The sequence below is a fragment of the Modestobacter sp. I12A-02662 genome (genome assembly GCF_041028325.1).
Taxonomy (GTDB): Bacteria; Actinomycetota; Actinomycetes; order Mycobacteriales; family Geodermatophilaceae; genus Modestobacter.
Genome location: NZ_JABGDE010000007.1, coordinates 1 through 26,412 on the forward strand (window position 1 = coordinate 1; position 26,412 = coordinate 26,412).

The window sequence follows — 26,412 nt, forward strand, 5'->3', positions numbered from 1 at the left end:
GAAGCTAAGCCTTTCAGCGCCGATGGTACTGCCCCGGGGACGGGGTGGGAGAGTAGGACACCGCCGGACAATCTTCGAGAACGGGGGTCAGAGCATCACTGCTCTGGCCCCCGTTTTCCGCATTTTCCGTCTGCTGCCCTGACGGTCGGACCTCCGGTCTCGGCCCGGTAGCAGCTTCCCGGCGCCCCTCCGTGCGTGCGCCGACTACCAGTGAGGTACGAGCAGACCATGACAACTCCGCGACGTGGGGCCGGCGGGTCCGATCGAGGGCGAGGCCCCAGCGGCGGCAGGGGCGCTGGGGGTGGTGCGCGCCAGGGCGGCGACCGCGCCGGGCGCCCGGCAGGACACCGCGGTAGCCGGCCGACCGAAGGTGGCTCTCGCGGGGCTGCCGGGTCCGGGCGGGATGACCGCAACTCCCGCGGAGGCACGCAGGGCGGCAACTGGCAGGACCGCCGTCCCAGCGGTGACCGCCCCCAGCGCGCTGGCGGCGAGCGCCAAGAGTGGCAGGACCGCCGTCCCGGCGGGGACCGCAGTCAGGGCGGGTCGTCCTGGCAGGAGCGTCGTCCCGCTGGTGATCGTCCGCAGCGCGCGGGTGGGGACCGCCCCCAGCGCCCCGGCGGCGAGCGCCGGGAGTGGCAGGACCGCCGTCCCGGCGGTGACCGGCCCCAGCGCGCCGGTGGTGACCGTCCCCAGCGCGCCGGCGGCGAGCGCCGGGAGTGGTCGGACCGCCGCCCCGGCGGTGACCGCAGCCAGAGCGGGGCGTCCTGGCAGGACCGCCGTCCCAGTGGTGACCGGCCCCAGCGCGCCGGTGGTGACCGTCCCCAGCGCGCCGGCGGCGAGCGCCGGGAGTGGTCGGACCGCCGCCCCGGCGGTGACCGCAGCCAGAGCGGGGCGTCCTGGCAGGACCGCCGTCCCAGTGGTGACCGGCCCCAGCGCGCCGGTGGTGACCGTCCCCAGCGCGCCGGCGGCGAGCGCCGGGAGTGGTCGGACCGCCGCCCCGGCGGTGACCGCAGCCAGAGCGGCTCGTCCTGGCAGGACCGCCGTCCCAGTGGTGACCGGCCCCAGCGTGCCAGTGGTGACCGTCCCCAGCGCGCCGGTGGGGACCGCCCCCAGCGCCCCGGCGGCGAGCGCCGGGAGTGGTCGGACCGCCGTCCCGGTGGTGACCGCAGCCAGGCCGGGTCGGCCTGGCAGGAGCGCCGCCCCGAGCGCCGCGACGCCGGCCAGCGCGCGGCCGACCGGGACCGCCGTCCCGAGCGTAACGAGCGCCCTGCCTGGCAGGAACGACGCCCCAGCGCGCCGCGAGATGACGTCGAGCGTCGCCCCAGCGGGCCCGAGATCCCCGAGTGGGCGGATCCCGGTGACCTGGACCCGTCGGTGCGCACCGCACTGCGCGGCCTTGACTCCCGCAACGCCGCCACCGTGGGGCGGCATCTCGTCGCGGCCGGCGGTCTCCTGGACGAGGACCCGGAACTGGCGCTCGCCCACGCCCGGGCGGCCCGGGACCGGGCGTCCCGGCTGGCCGTCGTCCGCGAGGCGGTCGGCGTCGCGGCGTACCACGCCGGTGACTTCGCCGAGGCCGGGCGCGAGCTGCGCGCCTACGCGCGGATGAGCGGCGACCAGAGCTACCGCGCCGTCCTGGCCGACTGCGAGCGTGCGCTCGGGCGGCCGGAGAACGCCCTCCGACTCGTCCAGGAGGCGCTGCAGGACGCGCCCGACCGCGACGAGCTGGTCGAGTTGCGGCTGGTGGAGGCGGGCGCGCGCAAGGACCTGGGGGAGGGGCCGGCCGCGGCGCTGGTGCTCGAGGCCGCCCTCGGCGGACGTCCCACTCCAGAGGGTCTCGGCCGGGCGGACGTCGGCCGGCTCCGGCTGGCGACGGCCTACGCAGACCTGCTCGCTGACCGGGGTGAGGCCGACCGCGCGTCGCAGTGGTACGCCGCGATCGCCGCAGCCGATCCCGACGACCTGACCGGCGTCTCCGAGCACTTCGGTGAGGCCGAGGCCGAGGCGGACGATGACGAGGTCGACGCAGTCGAACTCGGCGAGGACGAGGTCGATCTCGGCGAGGACGAGGACGAGGACGAGGACGACGAGCTCGACGAGGACGAGGTGCTCGACGACCGGTTCGACGCCGTCAGCGACGACGACATCGAGGCCGAGGTCGCCGAGCTGCTGGGCGAGGTGCCGCCGCCGGTCGAACGCGACCACACGCGGCTGTTCCAGGAGCCGCCCCCCTCGACGGACGAGCAGCAGCCACCGACGGTCTGACCAGCGTCGTCCACATCGGTCAGGGGCGTCCACAGATCGTCGTCCTCCCTGGCCGGTGCGGGCGCGCCCGGCCAGGCTCGTTCCATGAGCCTCGCCGTCATCGACCGCAACGACGTCGTCCTCCGTGGGCGGCTGACCGTTGCTCCCGAACTGCGTCCCCTGCCCAGCGGCGACACGCTGCTGGTGTTCAAGCTGGCGGTCCGTCGGGAGAAGCCGCGACCTCGCGGCCCCAGGTCCGACGTCATCACCTGCGTGAGCTACCTGCCCGCCCTGCAGCGCTACGCGGCCGCCTGGGTCGCCGAGGACGTCGTCGAGGTGGAGGGCGCCCTCCAGCGGCGCTTCTGGCGCACGGCCACCGGTACCGCCGTCGTCTACGAGGTCAACTGCCGACGCGGGCGGAAGGTCGCCAAGAGCGGTTCCCGGGCCACCCCGAGGTCGGCGTGACCGGTCCGCCGCCTTCAGTCGGTGTGCGGGCGCAGCACCAGTCCGGTGCGCGGCTTCGGCACGAACAGCGTGGACTTGCGCGGCATGCGGGCCCCGGCGCGGGCGACGGCCGCGACGTCCCCCGGGGACGGCGATCGCAGGAGCAGCGCGGTGCCCGCCCGCTCCGCGACCAGCCGCAGCGCCTCGTCCACGTCGTGCGCGACCAGCACCGAGGCCGGGTCGTCCGCGCGTTCCCACAGCCCGGTGATCAGGCCGTGGTGGGCGAGCACGACGTCCAGCCGCCGCCAGGCGGCAGGGGCCTCCGCGGGCACCCGGGCCAGCAGGGCCGGCGCCGGCGCCGACAGCTCGACGGCTCGCTCGCCGTCGGTCAGCAGGAAGGCCTGCCCCGCGGAGCCGCTCGACCACTCCTCGGCGACCGCCTCGAGCCCGCCGCGGGGGACCCGCAGCTCCCGCACCGCCATCGCCGACCGCGCGCGGGCGACGGCCGTCCCGAGGTCCAGGTCCGGCAGCACCCGGTGGATGGCGTGGACCCGCAGCCCGCCCGGTCCCATCGGGGTCAGCAGCGCGAGCACGGCGCAGCGGCCCGCGGCGCCGTCGCGCCGGTGGTCCCGTGCGGCGGCGAACCGGTGGTGCCCGTCCGCGATGACCGCCCGGGTCCGCGCCAGGGCGCGGGTCAGCCGGCCGGTGAGCTCGGGGTCGGTCACCCGCCAGAGCCGGTGACGCACCCCGTCGGGGTCGGCCACCTCCAGCGTCGGCGGCTGCGCACCCGTCGCCGCGGTCAGGGCGGCGACCTCGTCGTCGGGGTCGTGCGCCAGCACGATGGGCTCCAGGTCCGTGCCGGTCGCGTCCAGCAGGGCCCGGCGTCCGTCCACGGCAGGGGCGAAGGTGTCCTCGTGCGGGAGCACCGCGGCACTCCCGGCGGGAGGCACCGTCACGGCGCCGAGCCAACCGATGGTCGGCGCGCCCGAGGCCGGAGCCAGCTCGTACCGCCACAGCCCCGGTGCCCGGTCCTCGGTGAGCACGCCCTCGGACAGCCAGCGCCGCATCGTCGACGCCGCCAGGTCCGCGGAGGCGCCCTGCCGGGTGGCGCGGTTGGGCTCCTGACCCGGCACCGGGTCGACGTGCGGCAGGATCAGGCGGACGATGTTGTGCGGATCGGCCGCGGCCAACCGGTCGCGGCCAGTTGCCGTCACGAGGTCGTAGGCCGGCGAGCTGACCCGGGCCAGGTGCCCCGGCTCGTGGTCGCGGTAGGTCAGGGCACGGAAGGGCCGGACGTCCAGGCCCGCCGAGTCAGGGGGCGGGGCGTCCGCCGACGTCGAGGGCACGCACCGATCGTAGGAGCGCGCCGGACGGCGGCGGGGGCCGGCACCGGCCGGGCCGCCGCTGGTCCCGTCCCGCGCCGGGACGGGTCGAGCAGGGGAGGAGGGGAGGTGGTCGGGACGGGCAGGCCGGACGGCGGCGTCTACGAGTGGTACCAGCGCGGACTCCAGCTGCTCGGGGACGGCCACCCGGACGCCGCGGCCACGCTGTTCACGCGCGCGGCGGATGCCGAGCCCGCGTCCAGGAGCGTGCTGGAGGCGCTGGCCCGCGCCCAGTACGACGCCGGGCGGTACCGGGCGGCGATGGACAGCTTCACCCGGCTCATCGACCTCAACCCCACCGACGACTACGCCCAGTTCGGCCTGGGGCTGGCCGCCAGCCGCGCCGGCGAGCTGGGGCTGGCCGCCGAACACCTCGCCCTGGCCGTGGCGATGCGGCCCGACCAGACCCAGTACGCCCGAGCGCTGCGCGGCGTCCGCGCCCGCCGTGGGACCGCCGAGGAGCTGTCGTGACCCGTAACCCCACCCGTTGCCGTACCCGCCGCGGGGCGTCCCGGTGACCGCCGTGCACCCGCTCGCGGCGGGCTCGGCGGAGCCGCCCGCCCGGACCTACGACGTGGCGCTGCTGGACCTCGATGGTGTGGTCTACGTCGGTCCGGCGGCCGTCCCCGGGGTGCCCGACGCGCTCGCGGCCGCGCGCGCGGCGGGCATGCGGCTCGGCTACGTCACCAACAACGCCGCCCGCACGCCCGAGCAGGTGGCTGCCCACCTCACCGACCTGGGCGTCGCCGCGGGCCCCGGGGACGTGATCACCAGCTCCCAGGCCGCCGCGACGGTGGTCGCGGAGCTGCTGGGGCCGGCCGCGCCGGTGCTCCCCGTCGGCGGGCCCGGTGTGTCCGCGGCGCTCGCGGCGGCCGGGCTCACTGTGGTGGCCACCGCCGAGGACAAGCCGCGGGCCGTCGTCCAGGGGTACGGGCCGGAGGTCGGCTGGGCGCAGTTGGCCGAGGCGGTGGTGGCGGTCCGGCGAGGCGCCCGGCACGTGGCCACCAACACCGACGCGACGATCCCCTCGCCGCGGGGGGTGCTGCCCGGCAACGGCGCCCTGGTCGGGGTGGTCAGCGCCGTGACCGGGCAGCAGCCGCTCGTCACCGGGAAGCCGGACCCGGCGATGCACGCCGAGTGCGTGCGGCGGACCGGGGCGCGGCGCCCGCTCGTGGTCGGCGACCGGTTGGACACCGACATCGAGGGCGCGGCGCGCGCCGGGGCCGCCAGCCTGCTGGTCCTAACCGGGGTCACCACCCCGGCCACGTTCCTGTCCGCGGTTCCGGAGCACCGGCCGGACCTGCTGGCCCAGGACGCCGGCGGGGTGCTCACCCCGCACCCGGCCGTCACGGCCGTCGACGGCGGATGGCGGTGCGGACGCTGGAGCGCCCGCGTCGGCGGCGCCGAGCTCGTCCTGCGGGCCGGGACGGGTGGGGACGGCGACGGCCTCGACGGGCTGCGCGCCCTGGCCCTCGCGCACTGGACGCAGCACCCCGAGGGCGGTCAGCCCGCCGTCGTGCGGGCCGGCGACGCCGCGGCCCGCGCGGTGCTGGAGCGCTGGGGGCTGGCCCACGGCTGAGCGGGCGGGCGGTCCCGCGGTGCCGCGGACGGCGGGACCGCGGACCTCAGAGCAGCGACCGCAGCCGCAGCATGTCCCGCAGCCCGGCCTCCAGCTTCACCCGGCCGGCCGCCCAGGCCGGGCCGAAGGACAGCCGCCCCGCGGTCATCGCGAGCAGGTCGTCGCTGGACATGGTCAGCCGGATGTCGGCCTTCGGGACGGCGGGGGAGTCGGGCACCGCTGCCATGTCGCGCACCGAGCCCCGCGCGAGCCGGCCCTGCACGACGTGGCCGAGGTCGGTCAGCCGGCAGGACACCGAGCGGTCCAGGTCGCGGGCCGCGTCCGACCTGGCCAGCGATCCCACGAAGCCCTCGACGGCCGTCATGCACTCTTCGAGCGTCGCCACCTGCGCCAGTGCCCCTTCCCGCTGCCGACCGGGCCGGTCCCGGACCCGCGGTCCGGGGCACGGTACCCGCCGGACCTCCGCGCCCAACCCCGGCGGCGGTCCGTGCGGTCCATCGCCCCGGCCGGGTGGCTGCCGGCCGGTAACCTGCGGGGTGACCGGTGCACGCCTCGTCCCGGCTCCGCCGGACGCCGGCGCCCGCCACCACCCCGACCGACGACCACCCGGAGGACCAGCCCGTGAGCGACCCCGACCGGCCCCGCCCCGTGCCGGGTCCGGCGCGCCCGTCGGCCCCGGTGCCGGCGGGCGGGACGGGGCCGGCCGGCGGGTCGGCTGCGGCGGGGGATCCGCACCCCGTGCAGCGGCCGGCGCCGTTCTCCGATCTCGCCGGGCGTCCGGTGGCCGAGCACGTCGGCGTCTTCGAGGCCGAGCACGAGCGGCTGCGGCGCGAGCTCTCCACGATCGACCAGCTCTGATGGCGCGACGCAGCCGGCTCGACGCGGAGCTCGTGCGGCGCGGCCTGGCCCGTTCCCGCGAGCACGCGGTGAGCCTGATCGTCGAGGGGCGGGTGACCGTGGCGGGCCAGGCCGCCGCCAAGGCCGCCACCGGCGTGGCGGCCGGCACCCCCGTCGTCGTCCGCACCGACCCCGACGAGCCCAGCTGGGTCTCCCGCGGCGCGCACAAGCTGCTGGGCGCGCTCGACGCCTTCCCCGTCCCGGTCGAAGGTCGCCGCGCCCTGGATGCCGGGGCCTCGACCGGCGGGTTCACCGAGGTGCTCCTGCGCCGGGGTGCCCGGGAGGTGGTCGCCGTCGACGTCGGCTACGGCGAGCTCGCCTGGTCGCTGCGCACCGACGACCGGGTGGCCGTGCACGAGCGCACCAACGTCCGCGAGCTGACCCCCGAGACCATCGGCGGGCCCGTCGACCTGGTGGTCGCCGACCTGTCCTTCATCTCCCTGCGGCTCGTGCTCCCCGCCCTCACCCGCTGCGCCCTGCCCGGCGCCGACCTGCTGCCGATGGTCAAGCCCCAGTTCGAGGTGGGCCGCGACCGGCTCGGCGCCGGCGGCGTGGTGCGCGACCCGGCGCTGCGCGCGGACGCCGTGCTGACCGTGGCGCGGGCCGCGGCCGAGCTCGGCTGGGGCACCGCCGGGGTGGTGGCCAGCCCGTTGCCCGGTCCGGCGGGCAACGTGGAGTTCTTCCTCCGGCTGCGGCAGGACGCCGCGCCACCGGACCAGGCCGACGTCGACCGCGCTGTTCAGGAGGGACCACAGTGACCCAGGGCACCCCAGGCAGGTCGGGCACCCGGACCCGGCGTGTGCTGCTCGCCGTGCACACCGGGCGGGCCGACATCGTGCACCTCGCGCGGTCGGCGGCGGCCCGCCTGGCGCAGGACGGTTTCACCGTGCGGGTGCTGGACGACGAGGCCGCGGCGCTGGCCATCCCCGGCGCCGAGGTCTGCAGCTCCGGTCCCCAGGCGGCCGACGGCGCCGAGATCCTTCTCGTCTTCGGCGGCGACGGCACGTTCCTCCGGGCCGCCGAGCTGGCCCGCACCACCGACGCGGCGATCACCGGCGTGAACCTGGGCCGGGTGGGCTTCCTCGCCGAGACCGAGCCCGAGGCGGTCGAGGAGATGCTCACCGCGGTCGAGCGGTGCGAGTACCTGGTCGAGGAACGGCTGACCCTCGAGGCCACCGTCCGGGACATCGACGGCCGGCCCACCGGGAGCACCTGGGCGCTCAACGAGGTGTCCGTGGAGAAGGTGGAGCGGTCCCGGGTCCTCGACGTCGTCCTCGCCGTCGACGGCCACCCGCTGACCAGCTTCGGCTGCGACGGCGTCCTCTGCGCGACCCCGACCGGCTCCACCGCCTACGCGTTCTCCGCCGGCGGCCCGGTCGTGTGGCCCGACGTCGAGGCGCTGCTGCTCGTGCCCACCAACGCGCACGCGCTGTTCTCCCGTCCGCTCGTCACCTCACCGAACTCGGTGCTCACCATCGCGACCCCGCCCGACGGCCACCGGGCCCGGATCTCCGCCGACGGCCGGCGGATCGTCGAGGTGCCCGAGGGTGGCCGGGTGGACGTCCGCCGGTCCGAGCACCCGGTCCGCATCGCCCGGGTCAACCCCACCTCGTTCAGCGACCGGCTGGTCGCCAAGTTCGGGCTGCCGGTCCGCGGGTTCCGCGACGCCCGCTCGCACGGGCCCGGTCACGAGGCCCCGCGGCCGAACGTGCTCACCCGCGACATCAGCACCGTCGAGGACGCGGTGCACAGCGACAACGGGGCGGTCCGTGCCGCGGAGGAGGTGAGCGGTGGCCACCAGGACGGCGCGGCGTGAGCGACCGCGGGAGCAGCCGGCCACCCCGCCCGCGGCTCCCCGCAACGGTGCGCTCTCGGAGCTGCACATCCGCGGGCTGGGCGCGATCGACGACGTCACCCTGGACCTCGGTCCGGGGCTGACCGTGGTGACCGGCGAGACCGGCGCCGGCAAGACCATGGTCGTCACCGGCCTGACGCTGCTGTTCGGCGGCCGGGCCGACCCCGGGCGGGTCCGCGCCGGCGGCCGGGCCGGCGTGGAGGGGCGGCTGGTGCTGCCGCCCGACTCCCCGGTGTGGGCGCGGGCCGCCGACGCGGGCGCCGAGCCGGACGAGGACGGCAGCCTCATCCTCGCCCGGACCGTGAGCGCGGAGGGGCGGTCGCGGGCGCACCTCGGCGGTCGCAGCGTGCCGGTCGGCGTGGTCGCCGAGCTCGCCGAGGACCTGCTGGCCGTGCACGGCCAGACCGACCAGCTGCGGCTGACCCGCCCGGCCGAGCAGCGGCGCGCGCTGGACCGCTACGCCGGTCCTGCGCACCTGGCCCTGCTGGAGGAGCACCGCGCCGCGTACGCCACCTGGCGCGAGCTCGCCGACGACCTCGACCGGCGGCGCAGCCAGGCGCGGGAGCTGGCGCAGACCGCCGACGTGCTGCGCCACGGCCTGGAGGAGATCGCCGCCGTGGCGCCGGAGCCGGGGGAGGACGAGGCGCTCGACACGCAGGCCAAGCGGCTCGGCGACGCCGACGCGCTGCGCGCCGTGGCCGACGAGGCCCGGCTGGCGCTGGTCGGCGACGTGGCCGGTGACCTCGGGGGCGACAGCGGCTTCCCGCAGGACGCGACCAGCGCGCTGGCCACCGCCGAGCGCGCCCTCGGCGGGTCCGACGACCCCACGCTCGTGCTGCTCGCGCAGGACCTCCGGGACGCCGTCGCCGTGGTGTCCGACGTCGGGGTGCAGCTGGCCGGCTACGTCGCCGACCTGGACGCCGACCCGGCCCGGCTGGCCGAGGTGCTGGACCGGCGCGCGGCGATCACCGCGCTGGTCCGCAAGTACGCCGATCCCGGCGCGGGACTGGCCGGGGTGCTCGCCTGGGCCGCCGACGCCCAGGAGCGGCTGGCCGAGCTGGACGTCTCCGACGAGGCACTCGAGGCGCTGGAGGCCCAGCGCGACGCGGCCCGCGCGCACCTGGCCGAGCTGTCGGCCCGGGTCAGCCGGGGGCGGCGCGCCGCCGCGGAGGGCTTCGCCGCCCAGGTCGGCACGGAGCTCGCCGGCCTGGCGATGAAGACCGCCCAGGTGTCCTTCCGCATCGACAGCGACCCCGACCGGCCCGGTCCCGAGGGCGTCGACGAGGTGGCTCTGCTGCTGTCACCGCACCCTGGGGCACCGGCCCGGCCGGTGCACAAGGGCGCCTCCGGCGGTGAGCTCTCCCGGGTCATGCTCGCGATCGAGGTCGTGTTCGCCGGTGCCGACCCGGTGCCGGTGATGGTCTTCGACGAGGTGGACGCCGGCGTGGGCGGGCAGGCCGCGGGGGAGATCGGACGGCGGCTGGCGCGGCTGGCGCGGGCGCACCAGGTCGTCGTCGTCACCCATCTCGCCCAGGTCGCGGCGTTCGCCGACACGCACCTGGTCGTGGACAAGGCGCCGGACTCCGGCGCCGGGGTGACCGCCACCGACATCCGCGCGGTGCAGGGGGAGGACCGGGTCCGCGAGCTGGCCCGGATGCTGTCCGGGCTCGCCGACAGTGACACCGGTCAGGCCCACGCCCGTGAACTGCTCGCGGTCGCCGCCGAGCGGGGACGCTAGCGTCGCTTGGCGTAGCCCGCGAGGCCGAACTGCAGCAGCGCCAGCCCGCGGCGACCGCGGCGGCGCAGCTCGTCCTCGAGCTCCGGACCGGACTGGCCGGCGAGCACCCGGTCGCGGGCGAGCTCCAGCAGCGCGGTGTAGAGGCCCACGACGGCGTTGGCGGCCAGCCAGGGCTCCAGCTCGCCGAGCGCCGGCCGGGTCTCCATGGTGATCTGCTCGGCCAGCGCTTCGGTCAGGCCGTCGAGGATCTCCCGCTCCCGCACCTGCAGGGTGCGCGATCCGCGGATGACCCGGGCCATCTCCGCGACCCCCTCCGCGGCGGCCGGTGAGCCCAGCCGGCTCACCGCGGCGACGACGAAGGACCCGGCCGCCGCGGCCACCGACTCGCCGGCCGGACGGCGGCGCACCGCCTCCAGCACCAGCGCCCGCATCGGCGGGTCGGCCTCGAAGACCAGCCCCTCCTTCACCGGGAAGTGGTTGAAGACGGTCTTCTCGACCACCCCGGCCCGCTGCGCGATCTCCACCACGCTCACGGAGTCGAAGCCGCGCTCGGCGAACAGCTGCGCGGCGGCGTCGATGATCGCCTCCCGGGTGCGCAGCCGCCGCTGCTCCCGCAGCGTGGGCCCGCGGCGCTCCCGGCGCCGGGCCCGCCGCCCGGGGCCGGCGCCGTCCCGGTCACCCGCCCCGTCCCGGTCACCGGCCGCGTCCCGGTCACCGGCCGCGTCCCGGTTCCCCGCCACGGCGGGCTCCACCGGCGGCGCGGGCGGCACCGGTTCGACCGGCGCGTCGGCCACCGGGCGCGGCGGCAGCGTGACGACCGGCGCGGGCACGGCGTCCTCCGGGACGACCGCGCCGGCCGGCTCCGCCACGTCGTCCGGGGCGGGCGGGGAGCCGGTGTGCCCGGCGCCGGGACCGGCCGGCGAGCTCCCCGGCCCCCGGGCGCCGGCGAGCTCCTCGGCCAGCCCCTCGACCAGGTCGTCGGCGAGGACAGTTGCTGTACTCCGGCGTGCGGAGGCCCCTCCAGTCACAGCAGTCACGCTAGTGACGGGACGGTCCGGTCCCCGCGCAGCGACATGCAGGCCGAGCCGGGCGATTTCCGGCCGTGTCGCGGGAAAACCGGTGTCGGGTACAGCGTGTGAGCGATCGGTCACTGTTGCGCGTCGGGCCACGTGCGTCCGGCCCCCGTGGGACCATCCAGGCCATGCGCATCGGCACTCTGCGGCGCGGACGGCCGTCCGAGACCGAACCCGGCATCACCGGCACCGCCCGCCTCGACCGTCGGACCAAGAACCTCACCAAGCGGCTGCGCCCGGGTGACGTCGCGGTCATCGACCACGTCGACGTCGACCGGGTGAGCGCGGACTCGCTCGTCGCCTGCAAGGTCGCCGCGGTGGTGAACGCTGCCCCCAGCACGTCGGGCCGCTATCCGAACCTGGGCCCCGGGATCCTCGTCGAGGCCGGCATCCCGCTGGTGGACGGCGTCGGCAAGGAGGTCTTCACCAAGCTCAAGGAGGGCACCCCGGTCCGGGTCGAGGGCAACCAGGTCTTCGCCGGGGAGACGCTCGTCGCCGAGGGCGTCGAGCAGACGACCGAGTCGGTCGCCGAGGCGATGGCCGAGGCGCGGGCGGGCCTGTCGGTGCAGTTGGAGGCCTTCGCCGCCAACACGATGGAGTACATGAAGCGCGAGCGCGCGCTCCTCCTCGACGGCGTGGGCGTGCCCGACGTGTCGACCAAGATCGAGGGCCGGCACGCGCTCGTCGTCGTCCGCGGGTACGACTACAAGGAGGACCTCGCGGCCCTGCGGTCCTACATCCGCGACTACCGGCCGGTGCTCATCGGCGTGGACGGCGGCGCGGACGCCATCCGGGAGGCCGGCTACCAGCCGGAGATGATCATCGGCGACATGGACTCGGTGAGCGACGACGTCCTCCGCTGCGGCGCCGAGGTCGTCGTCCACGCCTACGCCGACGGCCGCGCGCCGGGCCTGCAGCGCGTCCAGGACCTCGGCGTCGACGCCATCACCTTCCCGGCTGCGGCGACCAGCGAGGACATCGCGATGCTCCTGGCCGACGAGAAGGGCGCCTCGCTCATCGTCGCCGTCGGCACCCACGCCACGCTGGTCGAGTTCCTCGACAAGGGCCGTGGCGGCATGGCCTCGACGTTCCTCACCCGGCTGCGGCTCGGCGGGAAGCTCGTCGACGCCAAGGGCGTGAGCCGGCTGTACCGCAGCCGCATCTCGACCCTCGCGCTCGTGCTGCTGGTCCTCGCCGCCCTCGCGTCGATCGTCGCCGCGCTCGCCGTCTCCACCGCCGGGCGCGTCTACCTCGACCTGCTCATCGACCAATGGGACAGCTTCGTGTTCTGGTTGGAGAACCTCTTCTCGTGATCGACTTCCGCTACCACCTGGTCTCCCTGATCGCGGTCTTCCTCGCCGTGGCGCTGGGGATCGTCATCGGGACGACGCAGCTCAACGGCCCGGTGCTGGACAACCTGCAGGGCCAGGTCAGCGACCTGCAGGCGGACAAGCGGGACCTGGAGGACCAGACCCAGGAGCTGCAGGCCCAGGTCGAGGACGTCGGCGCGTTCGAGGAGGCCGTCGGCCCCACGCTGGTGGCCGGCACCCTCGCCGAGCGCAGCGTCGTGCTGGTGCTGGCCCCGGGCGAGGTGCCCGCCGAGGTCGTCGAGGGCGTCACCGCGCTGCTGGGCAGTGCCGGCGCGACGGTGACCGGCACCGTCCGGCTGACCGACGCCTACACCGACCCGGCGTCGGCGACCAGCCTGCAGAGCTACGTCACCGGCCCCGGCCGCCCGCCGGGGATCACCCTCCCCGAGACCGACGACACCGGGCAGCTGGTGGCCTCCCTGCTCGCGCAGGTGCTGATGGTCCCGGGTCCGGGCAGCCCCACCGCCGGCACCGTCCCCGACACCGCGGCCACGTCCTCGGTGCTCGCCGGCCTTGAGGAGCTCGACGTGCTGAGCCAGGACACCTCCTCGGTCAGCCCGGCCGACTTCGCCATCGTGCTGACCACCGGCACCCTCACCGGGAACGCCGCCGACGAGGACCGGACCACCGGCCTGGTCCAGCTGGCCGAGGCGCTGGACGCGGCGGGCTCGGGCGCGGTCGTCGCCGGCGACCCCGCCTCGGCGGGGGAGGGCGGCCTGGTGGCCGCCGTCCGCGGTGACCAGGCGGTGTCCAGCGCCGTCTCCACCGTCGACAACGTGACCACGCCCGCCGGCCGGATCAGTGCCGTGCTCGCGGTGGCCGCCGAGGGACGCGGCACGTCGGGCGAGTACGGCGTCGGCGAGGACACCCAGCCGGTGCCCGCGCCCGCCTCGTGAGCACCGCTCGACGCGCTGCGCTGGCGGCCGCCGGCGCGCTCGCCGCGCGCGCCGGCCTGGCCGCGACCGGCCCGCTGGCCGCGTCGCCGGCCGGAGCCCGCTGGCGGCGCACCAACTACGCGCGGCGCCCGGTCACCCTGCTCGGCGGCCCGGTGCTCGCGGCCGCGGCGACCGGGTCCGCGGTGCTCGGCGCGCCCGCCGGGTACCGGGCGGCCGCAGCCGTCGTCGGCACCGTGACCGGGCTGGTCGGCGGCTACGACGACGTGGCCGGCGCGCGTCCCGAGCAAGCCCGCGACAAGGGGCTCGCCGGCCATCTCGCCGCCTTGCGGGAGGGCCGGGTGTCCGCCGGCGCGGTGAAGGTCGCCGGGATCGGCGCCGCCGCGGCCGTCGCCGCCGTGCTGACGCGCCGGGGGAACGGGGTGTCGTCCCTCGTCGACGGCGTGCTCACCACCGGCCTGGTCGCCGGGACGGCGAACCTGCTGAACCTGCTCGACCTCCGCCCCGGGCGTGCGGCGAAGGTGTCGGTGCTGCTGGCCGCGGCCACCGCCGGCGGCCCGGCCGGGGGCCTGGCGGCCGGGCCGCTCGGCGCCGCGCTCGGCGTGCTGCCCGACGACCTGGGCGAGCGGGTCATGCTCGGCGACTGCGGGGCCAACGCCGTCGGCGCCCTGCTGGGCCTGCGGCTGGCCGCGGCGCCCGGGCGCGGCGGCCGGGCCGCCGTGCTCGCCGTCGTCACGGCGCTGACCCTGGCGAGCGAGAAGGTGAGCTTCACCCGGGTCATCGACTCCACGCCCGGGCTGCGCGAGCTCGACCGGCTCGGCCGCCGGCCGGCGTGAGCCGCCGCGGACGGGGGCGCTCGGCACGCGACGGAGCACGGTGGTGACCGCGCGGCGGGCCGCCCTGGGCGTCGCCGGGGCCGCGTTGCTGATCTCCGTGCTCACCCTGCTGGCCCGGCTCGCCGGGTTCGGCCGCACCCTGGTCTTCACCAACGCGGTCGGCGCGGGCAGCACCGGTGACACCTACCTGGCGGCCAACAACATCCCCAACATCGTCTACGAGGTGGTCGCCGGGGGCGCCCTGGCCAGCCTGGTGGTGCCGATGCTCGCCGGGGGCATCGCCGTCGGGGACCGGGAGCAGGTCCGCCGGACGGCGTCGGCGCTGCTGGGCTGGACCCTGCTGGTGCTCGTGCCGGTCGCGGTGCTGCTCGCCGTGCTCGCCCGGCCGATCGCGGCGGGACTGCTCGGCGGCGACGCGGCCGACCCGGCGAAGGTCGACCTCGCCGCCCGGTTCCTGGTGGTCTTCGCCCCGCAGGTGGTCCTGTACGGGCTGGGCATCGTGTTCACCGGGATCCTCCAGGCGCACCGGCGCTTCGTCGGCCCGGCGATCGTGCCGTTGGTCTCCTCCGTGGTCGTGGCCGGGGCGTACCTGGTCTTCGCCGTCGTGGACGGCGGCCGGTCGGTGGAGGACCTCAGCCGTACCGCGGAACTGGTGCTCGGGGTGGGGACGACCCTCGGCGTCGTCGCGCTGACCCTGCCGCTGCTCCTCCCGCTGCGCCGCCTGCACCTCGGCCTCCGGCCCGCGCTGCGCTTCCCGGTCGGCGTCGCGCCGCGGGTGCGCAGGCTCGCGATCGCCGGCGTGGTCACCCTCGCCGGGCAGCAGCTCGTGGCGCTGGTCGCGATCCGGCTGGCCAACGCCGGCGCGCCCGAGGGCACCCAGGTCGTCTACCTCGCCGGCATGGCGGTGTTCCTGCTCCCCTGGGCAGCGGTGGCGGTCCCGCTCGCCACGTCGGTGTACCCGCAGCTGAGCGCGAGCGCCGAGGCGGGCGACGAGGTCGGCTACCGGTCCGCCCTGGCGCCGGTGACCGTGCTGACCGTCGTCGGCTCCGCCGTCGCGGCGGCCGGGCTGGTGGCGACCTCCGGGCCGGTCGCCCGGCTGTTCCTGGTGTCCGGGGACGACGCCCGCGCCGCGGCCGCGCTCCAGGGCACGATCGCGGCCTTCGCGCTGGGCCTGGTCGGCTACGGCCTGGTCGCGGTGCTGACCCGGGCGCTCTACGCCCGCGGGCTGTGGCTGGCGCCGACGGTGTGCGTCACCGGGGGCTGGCTGGTCGCGGCCGCCGCCGACCTGGTGCTCTCCGCCGTCCTGCCGGCCGCCGACCGGGGCCTGGCCCTCGCGGCCGGGCACAGCATCGGCGTCACCGTCGCCGGGCTGGCGCTGCTGGCGGTCACCGCCCGGGCCGCCGGCGCCGGGGCGCTGGCCGGCCTGCTGCGCACCGGCCTCCTCGCGGTGGCCGCCGCCGCGCTGGCCGCGGTCGCCGGGCTGTGGACGGCCCAGGCGCTCGGCGCCTCCCCGGTGCCCCGCGGCGGCATGCTCGCGGTGGTGGGCACCGGGCTCGGCGCCGGAGGGGTGGTGCTGGTGGTGGCCGGAGTGGTCATGATGGGAGCCGCCCGCGGGCCGCTGACCGCGGCCGTGCGCGGGCTGCGCGGAACGGGCGGCGAGAGGTGACAGGTGGCTGAGCAGCAGGGGCGTCCGCTGGCCGACCGGCGGATCGCCGAGGTGCTGGCGACCAGCACCGGCGGGGTCGGCACGCACCTGCGCTCGCTGCTGGTCCCGCTGGGGCGGGCGGGGGCCTCCGTGCGGGTGTGCGGCCCGCGCGCCACCGAGGAGCTCTTCGGCTTCACCGCCACCGGAGCCGACTTCCGCCCGGTCGAGATCTCCGCCGGCCTCGCTCCCGCCGCCGACCTGCGGGCGGTGCTGGCACTGCGGCGGGCGACGGCCGGCGCCGGCCTGGTGCACGCCCACGGCCTGCGCGCCGGGCTGGTCGCGGCGGCCGCCCGCCGGATGCCCGGCACCCGGGCGCCACGGCTGGTGCTCACCCTGCACAACGCGCTGCCCGGGGGCGGCGGCGCGCGCCGGCAGGTGCTGCAGGCCGCCGAGCTGGCGACGGTCCGCGGAGCCGACGTCGTGCTCGCCGCCTCCGGTGACCTGGCCGAGAACGCCCGCCGGCTCGGCGCCCGGGACGTGCGGGTGGCCCCGGTCGCCGCCCCGCCGCTGGGCCGGCCGCAACGGCCGCGGCCCGAGGTCCGCCGCGAGGTGGGGCTGGACGGCGACGCGCGGCCGCTCGTCGTCGCGGTCGGGCGGCTGCACCCGCAGAAGGGCTACGACGTCCTGCTCGACGCCGTGCACCGCTGGGTCGCCGATCCCCGGCTGAGCCCGGCGCCGCTGGTGGTCATCGCCGGCGACGGCCCGCTGCACGACGAGCTGTCCGACCGCATCCGCGCCGAGCAGCTGCCGGTGAGCCTGCTGGGCCGGCGCACCGACGTGGCGGACCTGCTCGGCGCCGCCGACGTGTGCGTGCTGCCCTCGGTGTGGGAGGCGCGGTCGCTGACCGCGCAGGAGGCGCTGCGGGCCGGCACGCCCCTGGTGGCCACCCGGGTCGGCGGCATCCCGGAGCTGGTCGGCGACGCCGCCGAGCTCGTCCCGGTCGGGGACGCCGCCGCGCTGGCCGAGGCGGTCACCGGCGTGCTGACCGACCACGAGCGCACCGCCCGGCTGGGTGCCGCCGGCCCGCGTCAGGCGGCGACCTGGCCGGACGAGGCCGCCACCGCCCGGCAGCTGGTCGAGCTGTACGCCGAGCTGCTGGACCGCCGGGGCGGAGCGGACCGGTGAGCTCCGGGGTCCGGCGCCCGGGCGTCGTCCTCACGGTGCTGCTGGCCGTCCTGGGCCTGCTCGCCGGCCCGGCGGCCGCAGCCGACGACCCGGCCGCGGGCTGGCAGGCCGACCGGGTCCTGGTGATCGGTGTCGCCGGGCTCACGTGGGAGGACCTCGACCGCGAACGCACCCACGAGCTGTGGGAGCTGGCCGACGGCTCAGCCCTCGCCGCGCTGTCGGTGCGCGCCGCGCGGTCGACCACCTGCGAGCTCGACGGCTGGGCGAGCCTCGGGGCCGGGAACCGCGCGCGGTACCCGTCGCCGGACGAGACCGTGCCGCCGGTGCCGCTGCCCAGCGCGCCACTGCCGGACCAGGATGCCGCCCCTGGCACCCCTGACGAGTCCTCGGCGGCGCCGAGCGAGGAGACCTTCGAGCCGGTGCTGACCGGCTGCGGGTACCAGGAGCAGGTGGCGCGGGTGGGCCTCGACGACCCGCAGCGGACCGCCGCACGGATCGCCGCGGACCCGGCCACCGGTCGCTTCGGCGCCGTGCCGGGCGCGCTGGGGGAGGCGGTCCCGTGCAGCACCGCGGTCGGCCGCGCCGCAGCCCTCGCCGTCGCAGGGGAGCAGGCGCGGTTCGCCGTCAGCGACACGCTGCCGGAGGACGCCGGCACGACCGCCGCGATGCTCGCGGACTGCCCGTTGACGGTGGTCGCCCTGGACCAGCTCGCCCGCCTCGGCCCGGACACCGAGGACGTGGAGGGGGACGCCGCGCGGCGGGCCACCGCCCTCGCCGAGGTCGACCAGGCCGTCGGGCTGCTGCGCGAAGCGGTGGCCGCGGTCCCCGGCGACACGCTCCTGCTGCTGGCGGGGATCTCCGAGGTGGGCGGCGGACGGCCGCAGCTGCACGTCGGGCTGGCCAGCGCCCCGGGGCTGCCCGCCGGGTGGCTCGCCTCGGCGTCGACCGGGCGGGCTCCCTTCGCCCAGCTGATCGACCTGGCCCCCACCGTGCTCGGCGCACTGCAGCTCGACGTCCCGGCGTCGATGAACGGGCAGCCGCTGCGTGTCGCCGGTCCCCGGCCCGACCTGGCCACGGCGCTGGCCGAGCTGGCCGACGTGAACACCCGGGCGGTGGAGCACCACCGCAGCACCGGCACGTTCTACTGGGTCCTCGTCGTCCTGAACGGGGCGCTGGTCGGCCTCGCCGTGCTCACCCTCGGCGGCTGGGACCGCGGCCGGCTCCCGGGACCGCTGCGGGGGCTGCGCGGCCGGCGGCCGGTCCCGGCCGTGGTGCGCGCGCTGCGGCTGGCGTCGCTCGCGGTGGCGGCGCTGCCGGTGTCCACCTACCTGGCCAACCTGCTCCCGTGGGAGCGCGCCGGCTCTCCGCGGCTCGCGATGGCGGCGGCGGTGCTCCTGGCCGACGTCGGGGTGACCGCGGTCGCCGTGGGCGGCCCGTGGCGCCGCAGCCGGCTGGGCCCGCCCGGCGCCGTCCTGGCCGTCACGCTGGCCACCCTCGTGGCGGACGTGCTCACCGGGTCGCACCTCGAGCTGGACGGCCTGCTCGGCTACGACGCCGTCGTGGCCGGCCGCTTCACCGGCTACGGGAACCTGTCCCTCGGCCTGCTGTCGGTCAGCGCGCTGCTGCTCACCGCCGCGCTCGCGGCGCGGGTCGCCGGCACCGGGCCGGGACGGCGCCGCTGGCTGCTGCCGGTGCTCGCGGCCGGTGCGCTGTGCGTGGTCCTGGTCGGGGCGCCGTCCCTGGGCCGGGACTTCGGCGGGGTGCTGGCCCTCGTCCCCGGCTTCCTGGTGCTGGGCATGCTGCTGGCCCGGGTGCGGGTGACGGTGGTCCGGTTGGTCGCCGTCGTGGGCGCGGCGGTGGTCGTCGTCGGATCGGTCGCCGTCCTGGACTGGCTGCGGCCCGCCGCGCAGCGCACGCACCTGGGCCGGTTCGTCGGCCAGGTGATCGACGGGCAGGCGTGGACGGTGATCGGCCGGAAGGCCGAGGCCAACATCTCGATCCTGGTCGGCAGCGCGCTGTCCTGGATGCTGCTGGTGGCGCTGGTCGCCGCCGTGTGGCTGCTGCGGCCCGGCGGACTGCTGCGCAGCAGCGCCGACCGGCCGGCCGCGGAGCTGCCCCCGTCGCAGGTGCGGGTGCTGCGCGCCGGGCTGACGGCCGCGGCGCTGAGCCTCACCATCGGCGCGCTCGTCAACGACAGCGGCGTGGCGGTGCCCGCCACCGCGGCAGCGCTGCTGGTGCCGCTGCTGGTGCACCTGGCGGCGACCGGGCGCGCGGCGGACGGTGCGCCCGGTCCCGGCCGGGCCGTGGGCGACCCGGGTGTTAACGTGGGCGTCCGTGGGTCGACTGGCAGAACGACGTGACCGCGGTCTTCTTCTCCCCAACTCCCAGCCGACGAAGTTCGTCTTCGTCACGGGCGGCGTCGTGTCGTCCCTGGGCAAGGGCCTGACGGCGAGCTCGCTGGGGGCACTGCTCTCCAGCCGCGGCCTGCGCGTCACCATGCAGAAGCTGGACCCCTACCTCAACGTGGACCCGGGGACGATGAACCCGTTCCAGCACGGGGAGGTGTTCGTCACCGAGGACGGCGCCGAGACCGACCTGGACATCGGGCACTACGAGCGCTTCCTGGACACCGACCTCGACGGCCGGGCCAACGTGACCACCGGCCAGGTGTACTCCGACGTGATCGCCAAGGAGCGGCGTGGGGAGTACCTCGGGGACACCGTGCAGGTGATCCCGCACATCACCAACGAGATCAAGGCCCGGATCCTCGCCGGCGCCGAGACCGCCGACCGGGTCGACGTGGTCATCACCGAGATCGGCGGCACGGTCGGCGACATCGAGTCGCTGCCCTTCCTCGAGGCCGCCCGCCAGGTGCGGCACGAGATCGGCCGGGACAACTGCTTCTTCCTGCACATCTCGCTGATCCCCTACATCGCCCCCTCCGGCGAGCTGAAGACCAAGCCGACCCAGCACTCGGTGGCGGCGCTGCGCAGCATCGGCATCCAGCCCGACGCCCTGGTCTGCCGGTCGGACCGGGAGATCAGCGAGAACCTCAAGCGCAAGATCAGCCTGATGTGCGACACGGAGGCCGAGGGCGTGATCTCCTGCCCGGACGCCCCGTCGATCTACGACATCCCGAAGGTGCTGCACCGGGAGGGCCTGGACGCCTTCGTCGTCCGCCGGCTGGGCCTGCCCTTCCGGGACGTCGACTGGACGGTGTGGGGCGACCTGCTGGACCGGGTCCACGAGCCGAAGCAGACGGTGACCGTCGCGCTGGTCGGCAAGTACATCGACCTGCCAGACGCCTACCTGTCGGTGACCGAGGCGCTGCGGGCCGGCGGGTTCGCGCACCGCTGCCGGGTCGACATCCGCTGGGTGCCCTCCGACGACTGCCAGACCCCCGAGGGCGCCGCCGCCGCGCTGGCCGGGGTCGACGGCGTGTGCATCCCCGGCGGGTTCGGGGTGCGCGGCATCGAGGGCAAGCTCGGCGCGATCCGGCACTCCCGAACCAACGGCATCCCGACCCTGGGGCTGTGCCTGGGCCTGCAGTGCATGGTGATCGAGGCCGCCCGCGACCTGGCCGGCATCGAGGGGGCCAACTCCACCGAGTTCGACCCGGAGACGCCCGACGCGGTGATCTCCACGATGGCCGACCAGCTCGACGTCGTCGCCGGGCGCGGGGACATGGGCGGCACCATGCGGCTGGGCAGCTACCCCGCCCACCTGCAGAAGGGGTCGGTCGTGGCCGCGGCCTACGGTGCCCACGAGATCACCGAGCGGCACCGGCACCGGTACGAGGTGGCCAACGCCTACCGCGACCGGCTGTCCGCCGCCGGGCTGGTCTTCTCCGGCACCTCGCCCGACGGCACGCTGGTCGAGTTCGCCGAGCTGCCCGCCGAGGTCCACCCGTTCTTCGTGGGCACCCAGGCGCACCCCGAGCTCAAGAGCCGGCCCACCCGGCCGCACCCGCTGTTCGCCGCGTTCGTGCAGGCCGCGGCCACCCACCAGGACTCCGCGCGGCTGCCCGTGCCGGCCGAGGAGCCGGTGGGCATCTGATGGCCGCCCCCGGTGACCACGAGCCGCACGAGTACGCCCTCCTCGGCAGCGAGGAGGTCTACAGCGGGCGGGTGATCTCGCTGCGCCGGGACACCGTCGCCATGCCGGGAGGCGGGGAGAGCGTCCGCGAGGTCGTCCGGCACCCGGGCGCGGTGGCGATCGTCGCGCTGGACGACGACGACCGCGTCGTCCTGGTGCGCCAGTACCGCCACCCGGTGGCCGACCGGCTGTGGGAGCTGCCCGCCGGCCTGCGGGACGCCGACGGCGAGCCGCCGCTGGAGACCGCGAAGCGGGAGCTCGCCGAGGAGGCGCTGCTGGCCGCCGAGCGCTGGTCGCTGCTGGTGACCAGCTACTCGACGCCCGGCTTCTGCGACGAGCAGGTGCTCGTCTACCTGGCCGAGGGGTTGTCGGACGTCCGCCGGCCGGACGGGTTCACCGTGGAGCACGAGGAGCTGGACATGACCGTCGAGCGGATCCCGCTCGACGAGGCAGTGCAGCAGGTCTTCGACGGCACGATCCGCAACGCCTCGGCGGTGATCGGCCTGCTGGCCGCGGCCCGGGCCCGCGCCGTGCCACCGCGGCTGCGTCCGGTCGACGAGAGCTGACGCCACGCCCGGCGCTCCCGGCGCGTGTGGTGGTGGCGGCCCGGGGGGACACTGAGGGGAGCGGCGCGCGCACCGCGGCCGCAGGCCCGGGCCCTCGACCCCGGCCTGCCCGGCGAACGAGGAGCGGCCCATCGTGGGGCAGGGAGGTCCGCGGGTCCTGGGCGGCCGTTACCAGCTCGAGGCGCTCATCGCCGCGGGCGGGATGGGCCAGGTCTGGCGGGCCCGGGACACCCTGCTCGGCCGCCCGGTCGCGGTGAAGGTGCTGCGCAGCGAGTACACCGCCGACCCGACCTTCCTCGCCCGGTTCCGGGCCGAGGCGGTGCACGCCGCCTCGCTGAGCCACCCGAACATCGCGGCCGTGTACGACTACGGCGAGGTGGACGACGCGGACGGTGAGCACCTCGCCTACCTGGTGATGGAGCTGGTGGACGGCGAGCCGCTGTCCACCCGGTTGCGGGAGGGGGCACTCGGCACCGAGGCCACCCTGTCGGTGCTGCGGCAGACCGCCCTCGCGCTGGCGGAGGCGCACCACGCGGGGCTGGTGCACCGCGACGTCAAGCCCGGCAACATCCTCGTCGAGCCGGGCGGTCGGGTGAAGATCACCGACTTCGGCATCGCCTGGTCGGCGGGCAGCGCGCACATCACCCAGGCCGGTCAGGTCGTGGGCACCCCGCAGTACGTGGCCCCGGAGCAGGTGGCCGGCCGCCCGCCTAGCCCGGCCAGCGACGTGTACTCCCTCGGGCTGGTCGGCTACGAGTGCCTGACCGGGCACGCCGCCTACCAGGGCGACAACCCGCTGACGATCGCCCTCAAGCACGTCCAGGAGCAGCCCGAGCCGTTGCCCGCGGAGCTGCCCTCCGGCGTCCGGCACCTGGTGGACGTCGCCGTGGCGCGGGACCCCCGGGAACGGCCACCGGACGCCGACGCCTTCGTGGCCGCGATCGACCGCGTCCGGCAGGGGCGGCCGCCGGACGAGGACCCGGCGCCCACGGTCGACGTCCGGCGGCCCCCGGTGGCCACCCGGCGGTGGGTCCCGGCCGTGGTCGCCGCGGCGCTCGCGGTCGCGTTCGGGCTGGGCGTCGCCGTCCTGCTGCTGGGCCGGACCCCCGATCCGGGAACCGGGACGGCGGGGGCCGTGGCGGAGCAGTCCCCGACCGTCGCCCCGATCGTGCTGGACCTCGACGACCACCTCGGCCGGCCCGCCGCTGACGTGGCGCGGGAGCTGTCCGCGCTCGGGCTGATCGTCCAGGAGCGGCGGGAGGTGGCGCCGGAGGCCGTCCCCGGGACCGTCATCGGGCTGGAGCCGGTGGGCGAGGAGCTGACCGCAGGGGACCTGGTGCGCCTGTCCGTCGCGGTCGCCGCGCCGTCCGCGCCGGCGCCCGAGCCGGAGCCGGCCGACGAGCCCCCGACGGTCGCCGTCGAGCGGGCGCAGCGGACCACGGCGGCGGAGGTGCTGCCGTCCACCCCCGCGGCCGCGCCGGAGCCGGAGACCCCGACCAGCTCGGTGCCGGAGACCTCGGCGCCGGAGACCTCGGCACCGGAGAGCTCGGCACCGGAGACCTCGGCGCCGGAGACCTCGGTACCGGAGACCTCGGCGCCGGAGAGTTCCGCGCCGGAGCCTTCCCCGCCGGAGAGCTCCGCGCCGGCCACGGGGACGGATCCTTCCGACGGCTCGGAGCCGACGGAGAGCGGTGACGACGACCCCCCGCCGTCCTCCTCGGAGTCCGGCGAGGAGGAGTCGGACGGCTCGGAGCCGTCGCACACCACCAGCGAGGGGTGACCCCCCGCAGTTGCCCCGCCGACCCCGGGCCTGGAACGGTGTCGGGGTGCTGACACACGACCAGGCCCTGTCCCTGCTGCAAGCCGCCCGCGAGGAGTCGACGAAGCTCGGCGTGCCGATGTCCTTCGCCGTCATGGACCCGGGTGGTCACCTGCTGGCGCTGGTGCGCATGGACGGCGCGCCGTGGATCTCCACCGACGTGGCCCAGGGCAAGGCCTGGACGGCGGCCGCCTACGGCGCCCCCAGCGACGCGCAGAAGTCGAAGATGGAGCCGATGCCGAACTTCGCCGCGGCGCTGACCACGATGACCAACGGCCGGTACACCCCGCAGACCGGCGCGGTGCCGGTGTACTCCGACGGGCAGCTCGTGGGCGCCCTCGGCGCCAGCGGCGGCACCGGCAAGCAGGACGAGGAGGTCTGCGCGGCCGCCGTGGCGGCCAGCGGCTTCAGCGTCGACTGACCCCGCCGGCCTCAGCCGGCGGGCAGCCGCACGCCCAGCCGGCGGGCCTCGACCTCGGCCAGGGCGCGCACCGCGCGGGGGTCGCCGGCCCGCCACCCCGCCCCGGTCCCCGCCGGCAGCCGGGCCAGCTCGGCGAGCGGCGCGGTGGCCATCGCCCGGGCGGCGAGCAGCTCGAGGTCCGGCGCCCCCGGGGCGCCGGACCGGAGCAGCCGGTCGACGGCCCCGGCCTCCCGCGCCCAGCCCAGCCGCGCGGGCAGCCGGCGCAGCAGCAGCCAGCCCACCGGGAGCACGACGAGCACGACGGCGAGCACCGCCGCGAGGGTCTGCACGGCGTTCTCGGTGTCCTGACCCGCCCCGGTCACCGACGCCCCGGCGCGGCCGAGGGCGTCGAAGGGCGAGGCCAGCTCGTCGCCGACCACCGGGACGTCCTCGGCCACCCCCGAGGCGCTGCCCATCGACTCCGACACCGAGCGGCCGAGCTCCGCCACCGCCCGGCCCGGCTCGGCGAGCACGAGCACCGCGTCGTGGACGGTGCGGGCCACCAGGACCCACAGCACCAGCCAGACCAGCAGGCCCAGGTCGCCGGCCAGCTGCCGGGCGCGGCGGTCGGGGCGGTCGGCGTACAGGCGCATCGGGCGGCTCCGGAGTCGAGGGGACGGTCCCCGGCATGGTGCGGCACCGCCGTCCGGACGGCGATCGGGGGCATTGAGCAAGAACGGTCGGGCACCGGGCGGCGGACCACGGCCAGACTCTGCGCATGGCCGAGAACGAGCAGGTGCCCGCCGGGCGCGACCGGCTCCGCGAGCTGCTCGACGCCGTGCTCGACGAGGACAACCACACGCTCACCGACATGGCCGGGGACGCGTTCGCGTCCCCGTGGCACTTCAGCCGGCAGGTCGCCCGGGGCGCGGGTGAGTCACCCGTCGCGCTCCGCCGGCGCGTCGTGCTCGAGCGCGCGGCCTGGCAGCTCCGGCAGGGGCGCAGCGTCACCGACGTGGCCTTCGCCGCCGGTTACGAGTCCGTCGAGGGGTTCAGCCGCGCGTTCGCCCGCGCCTACGGGCACACCCCGGGACACCTGGTCGGCCCGCGCACCCGCGACGAGCACTGGCTGCCCGCGCCGAACGGCATCCACTTCCACCCGCCGACCTCGCTGTGGGTGGCCGAGGAGCAGGGCCACCGCAGCGGGGACGAGGTGACCGCGCTGCTGGTCCACCACGACCTCGAGGACACCCGTGCGCTGCTGGACACGGTCAAGGGGGTGCCGGACGCGGAGTACCGGATGCCGCGGGCGCCCGGCCTGCAGGTGCTCCCGTGGGACGGGCCGGAGGAGTCAGTCGCCGCGGTGCTGGCCCACCTGGTCCGGACGACGGAGGTGTGGCTGGCCTCCGTGGAGGGCGCCGACCTCCCGGCCCAGGGCGGGGACGACCCGGGCGCCCTGCTGGCCCGGCACGACGCCGTCGCGCCGCGCTGGCTGGCCGCGGTGCGGGAGGTCTCCCGCCGCGGCGCGTGGGGCGACCGGCTGGTCGACGCGTTGTGCGACCCGCCCGAGTCCTTCGTGCTCGGGAGCGTGGTGGCGCACGTGCTCACGTTCAGCGCCCACCGCCGGCTGCTGGCCCGGCACTGGCTCCGGCAGGCCGGTGTCCCGGTCGACACCGGGGACCCGATCGAATGGCTCCGGAGGAGGACCCCGTGACCCGCACCGTCTTCTACACCGCCACCTCGCTCGACGGCTTCATCGCCGATCCCGACAACTCGCTGGACTGGCTGCTCTCCCGGGAGACCGACGAGAACGGGCCGATGGGCTACAAGGAGTTCATCCAGGGCGTCGGCGCGATGGCGATGGGCGCGACGACGTACCTGTGGGTCCGCGAGCACGACCCCGACTGGATGCCGGAGAAGCCCGCCTGGGTGTTCACCCACCGGGAGCTGGCCCCGATCGCCGGCGCGGACCTCCGGTTCACCGCCGGCGAGGTCGCGCGGGAGCACGCCGCCATGGTCGAGGCCGCCGGGCCGGACAGGGACGTGTGGGTGGTCGGCGGCGGGGACCTGGCCGGGCAGTTCGCCGACGCCGGCCTGCTCGACGAGGTCGTCGTGGCCATCGCGCCGGTCACCCTGGGCGGCGGTGCGCCCCTGCTGCCGCGCCGGATCGAGCTGGAGGTGCGCGAGGTGGAGCGCAACGGCGAGCTGGCCTGCATCCGCTTCGCCGTCCGACGCGAGCCGCCCGCCTGACCCGGCCCGTGTTCACCCCGTTCGGTGACCCCCGGGGCGGGTCCCGCGTGCCAGACTCCGATCACCACCGGTCCCGACCGGGCCGGCAATGACGCCGCGGCTCTCCCGTGACCCGGGGGCGCCGCACCGGGGACAGGGGTC

Annotated in this window: 23 protein-coding genes and 2 pseudogenes; 20 read left to right on the forward strand and 5 right to left on the reverse strand. The window is 76.9% G+C overall.

Annotation, left to right across the window (positions count from 1 at the left end; all coding sequences use genetic code 11):
* The first annotated feature begins 1,374 nt into the window (after positions 1 to 1,374).
* A complete protein-coding gene (locus HL189_RS11315) occupies positions 1,375 to 2,265 on the forward strand; it encodes a hypothetical protein (protein WP_369133798.1) in 891 nt (296 codons plus the stop codon).
* Between the two features lie 84 nt (positions 2,266 to 2,349).
* A complete protein-coding gene (locus tag HL189_RS11320; protein ID WP_369133799.1) occupies positions 2,350 to 2,709 on the forward strand; it encodes a single-stranded DNA-binding protein in 360 nt (119 codons plus the stop codon).
* A 14-nt stretch (positions 2,710 to 2,723) separates the two neighbouring features.
* Here the strand turns inward: HL189_RS11320 and HL189_RS11325 are convergent, their stop codons facing one another.
* Positions 2,724 to 4,034 (reverse strand): DUF1015 domain-containing protein, encoded by a 1,311-nt coding sequence (locus HL189_RS11325; protein ID WP_369133800.1) that lies wholly within the window; start codon positions 4,032 to 4,034, stop codon positions 2,724 to 2,726.
* A gap of 105 nt (positions 4,035 to 4,139) precedes the next feature.
* Between HL189_RS11325 and HL189_RS11330 the strand changes: the two genes are divergently transcribed.
* Both HL189_RS11330 and HL189_RS11335 read left to right on the forward strand, forming a co-directional pair.
* On the forward strand, positions 4,140 to 4,541 hold the full coding sequence (locus tag HL189_RS11330; RefSeq protein WP_369133801.1) for a tetratricopeptide repeat protein: 402 nt from the start codon (positions 4,140 to 4,142) through the stop codon (positions 4,539 to 4,541).
* A 43-nt stretch (positions 4,542 to 4,584) separates the two neighbouring features.
* On the forward strand, positions 4,585 to 5,649 hold the full coding sequence (locus HL189_RS11335; RefSeq protein WP_369133802.1) for an HAD-IIA family hydrolase: 1,065 nt from the start codon (positions 4,585 to 4,587) through the stop codon (positions 5,647 to 5,649).
* Positions 5,650 to 5,695: 46 nt separating this feature from the next.
* Here HL189_RS11335 and HL189_RS11340 read toward each other — a convergent pair whose 3' ends face one another.
* Positions 5,696 to 6,013: an SCP2 sterol-binding domain-containing protein gene (locus tag HL189_RS11340; RefSeq protein ID WP_369133803.1), complete on the reverse strand. Its 318-nt coding sequence runs from the start codon at positions 6,011 to 6,013 to the stop codon at positions 5,696 to 5,698.
* 257 nt (positions 6,014 to 6,270) lie between these two features.
* Here HL189_RS11340 and HL189_RS11345 point away from each other — a divergent pair, with 257 nt between their 5' ends.
* The 4 genes from HL189_RS11345 to recN are packed head-to-tail and all read left to right on the forward strand — an operon-like array spanning position 6,271 to position 10,139.
* Complete coding sequence (locus HL189_RS11345) at positions 6,271 to 6,507, forward strand: hypothetical protein (RefSeq protein ID WP_369133804.1); 237 nt, start codon at positions 6,271 to 6,273, stop codon at positions 6,505 to 6,507.
* Complete coding sequence (locus HL189_RS11350; RefSeq protein WP_369133805.1) at positions 6,507 to 7,304, forward strand: TlyA family RNA methyltransferase; 798 nt, start codon at positions 6,507 to 6,509, stop codon at positions 7,302 to 7,304. The genes HL189_RS11345 and HL189_RS11350 overlap by 1 nt, the downstream gene beginning before the upstream one ends.
* Positions 7,301 to 8,362 carry an NAD kinase gene (locus tag HL189_RS11355; protein ID WP_369133806.1) on the forward strand — a complete coding sequence of 354 codons (1,062 nt, stop codon included), beginning with the start codon at positions 7,301 to 7,303 and terminating at the stop codon, positions 8,360 to 8,362. The genes HL189_RS11350 and HL189_RS11355 overlap by 4 nt, the downstream gene beginning before the upstream one ends.
* On the forward strand, positions 8,337 to 10,139 hold the full coding sequence (gene recN / locus HL189_RS11360) for a DNA repair protein RecN (RefSeq protein ID WP_369133807.1): 1,803 nt from the start codon (positions 8,337 to 8,339) through the stop codon (positions 10,137 to 10,139). Before HL189_RS11355 ends, recN begins: the two co-directional genes overlap by 26 nt.
* On the opposite strand, the gene HL189_RS11365 is transcribed toward recN, so the two are convergent.
* On the reverse strand, positions 10,136 to 11,167 hold the full coding sequence (locus HL189_RS11365) for a TetR family transcriptional regulator (RefSeq protein ID WP_369133808.1): 1,032 nt from the start codon (positions 11,165 to 11,167) through the stop codon (positions 10,136 to 10,138). The two genes, recN and HL189_RS11365, sit on opposite strands and share 4 nt — an antisense overlap.
* Positions 11,168 to 11,340: 173 nt before the next feature.
* Between HL189_RS11365 and steA the strand changes: the two genes are divergently transcribed.
* The 9 genes and pseudogenes from steA to HL189_RS11410 all read left to right on the forward strand — a co-directional run.
* Complete coding sequence (steA, locus tag HL189_RS11370) at positions 11,341 to 12,525, forward strand: putative cytokinetic ring protein SteA (protein ID WP_369133809.1); 1,185 nt, start codon at positions 11,341 to 11,343, stop codon at positions 12,523 to 12,525.
* A complete protein-coding gene (locus HL189_RS11375; RefSeq protein ID WP_369133810.1) occupies positions 12,522 to 13,478 on the forward strand; it encodes a copper transporter in 957 nt (318 codons plus the stop codon). The genes steA and HL189_RS11375 overlap by 4 nt, the downstream gene beginning before the upstream one ends.
* Positions 13,475 to 14,311 carry a hypothetical protein gene (locus HL189_RS11380; RefSeq protein WP_369133811.1) on the forward strand — a complete coding sequence of 279 codons (837 nt, stop codon included), beginning with the start codon at positions 13,475 to 13,477 and terminating at the stop codon, positions 14,309 to 14,311. The genes HL189_RS11375 and HL189_RS11380 overlap by 4 nt, the downstream gene beginning before the upstream one ends.
* Before the next feature lie 43 nt (positions 14,312 to 14,354).
* The gene (gene murJ, locus HL189_RS11385) at positions 14,355 to 15,977 is read left to right on the forward strand and encodes a murein biosynthesis integral membrane protein MurJ (RefSeq protein ID WP_369133812.1); all 1,623 of its coding nucleotides are present in this window, start codon (positions 14,355 to 14,357) and stop codon (positions 15,975 to 15,977) included.
* A 3-nt stretch (positions 15,978 to 15,980) separates the two neighbouring features.
* A complete protein-coding gene (locus tag HL189_RS11390; protein WP_369133813.1) occupies positions 15,981 to 17,141 on the forward strand; it encodes a glycosyltransferase family 4 protein in 1,161 nt (386 codons plus the stop codon).
* A complete protein-coding gene (locus HL189_RS11395; RefSeq protein ID WP_369133814.1) occupies positions 17,138 to 19,501 on the forward strand; it encodes a hypothetical protein in 2,364 nt (787 codons plus the stop codon). The genes HL189_RS11390 and HL189_RS11395 overlap by 4 nt, the downstream gene beginning before the upstream one ends.
* Entirely contained in the window at positions 19,485 to 21,197 is a 1,713-nt protein-coding gene (locus tag HL189_RS11400) for a CTP synthase (protein WP_369134095.1), read from the forward strand. Before HL189_RS11395 ends, HL189_RS11400 begins: the two co-directional genes overlap by 17 nt.
* Positions 21,197 to 21,802 (forward strand): NUDIX domain-containing protein, encoded by a 606-nt coding sequence (locus HL189_RS11405; RefSeq protein ID WP_369133815.1) that lies wholly within the window; start codon positions 21,197 to 21,199, stop codon positions 21,800 to 21,802. Before HL189_RS11400 ends, HL189_RS11405 begins: the two co-directional genes overlap by 1 nt.
* 133 nt (positions 21,803 to 21,935) lie before the next feature.
* Positions 21,936 to 22,703 (forward strand): annotated as a pseudogene (locus HL189_RS11410) (serine/threonine-protein kinase); the annotation flags it as partial.
* 650 nt (positions 22,704 to 23,353) lie between these two features.
* Here HL189_RS11410 and HL189_RS11415 read toward each other — a convergent pair.
* Positions 23,354 to 23,638: pseudogene (locus tag HL189_RS11415) on the reverse strand (hypothetical protein); the annotation flags it as partial.
* On the opposite strand from HL189_RS11415, the gene HL189_RS11420 reads away from it, so the two are divergent.
* Entirely contained in the window at positions 23,629 to 24,042 is a 414-nt protein-coding gene (locus HL189_RS11420) for a heme-binding protein (protein WP_369133816.1), read from the forward strand. The pseudogene HL189_RS11415 and the gene HL189_RS11420 sit on opposite strands and share 10 nt — an antisense overlap.
* An 11-nt stretch (positions 24,043 to 24,053) precedes the next feature.
* Here HL189_RS11420 and HL189_RS11425 read toward each other — a convergent pair whose 3' ends face one another.
* Complete coding sequence (locus tag HL189_RS11425; RefSeq protein ID WP_369133817.1) at positions 24,054 to 24,674, reverse strand: hypothetical protein; 621 nt, start codon at positions 24,672 to 24,674, stop codon at positions 24,054 to 24,056.
* A gap of 125 nt (positions 24,675 to 24,799) precedes the next feature.
* On the opposite strand from HL189_RS11425, the gene HL189_RS11430 reads away from it, so the two are divergent.
* Positions 24,800 to 25,735 carry a helix-turn-helix domain-containing protein gene (locus HL189_RS11430; protein WP_369133818.1) on the forward strand — a complete coding sequence of 312 codons (936 nt, stop codon included), beginning with the start codon at positions 24,800 to 24,802 and terminating at the stop codon, positions 25,733 to 25,735.
* Positions 25,732 to 26,271 (forward strand): dihydrofolate reductase family protein, encoded by a 540-nt coding sequence (locus HL189_RS11435; RefSeq protein ID WP_369133819.1) that lies wholly within the window; start codon positions 25,732 to 25,734, stop codon positions 26,269 to 26,271. The genes HL189_RS11430 and HL189_RS11435 overlap by 4 nt, the downstream gene beginning before the upstream one ends.
* The last annotated feature ends 141 nt before the right edge of the window (positions 26,272 to 26,412 follow it).

Coding starts and splice junctions, on each gene's coding strand:
- HL189_RS11320 (WP_369133799.1), top strand. CDS start 2,350: ATGAGCCTCGCCGTCATCGACCGCAACGACGTCGTCCTCCGTGGGCGG.
- HL189_RS11340 (WP_369133803.1), bottom strand. CDS start 6,013: ATGACGGCCGTCGAGGGCTTCGTGGGATCGCTGGCCAGGTCGGACGCG.
- HL189_RS11350 (WP_369133805.1), top strand. CDS start 6,507: ATGGCGCGACGCAGCCGGCTCGACGCGGAGCTCGTGCGGCGCGGCCTG.
- steA (WP_369133809.1), top strand. CDS start 11,341: ATGCGCATCGGCACTCTGCGGCGCGGACGGCCGTCCGAGACCGAACCC.
- HL189_RS11405 (WP_369133815.1), top strand. CDS start 21,197: ATGGCCGCCCCCGGTGACCACGAGCCGCACGAGTACGCCCTCCTCGGC.
- HL189_RS11425 (WP_369133817.1), bottom strand. CDS start 24,674: ATGCGCCTGTACGCCGACCGCCCCGACCGCCGCGCCCGGCAGCTGGCC.
- HL189_RS11430 (WP_369133818.1), top strand. CDS start 24,800: ATGGCCGAGAACGAGCAGGTGCCCGCCGGGCGCGACCGGCTCCGCGAG.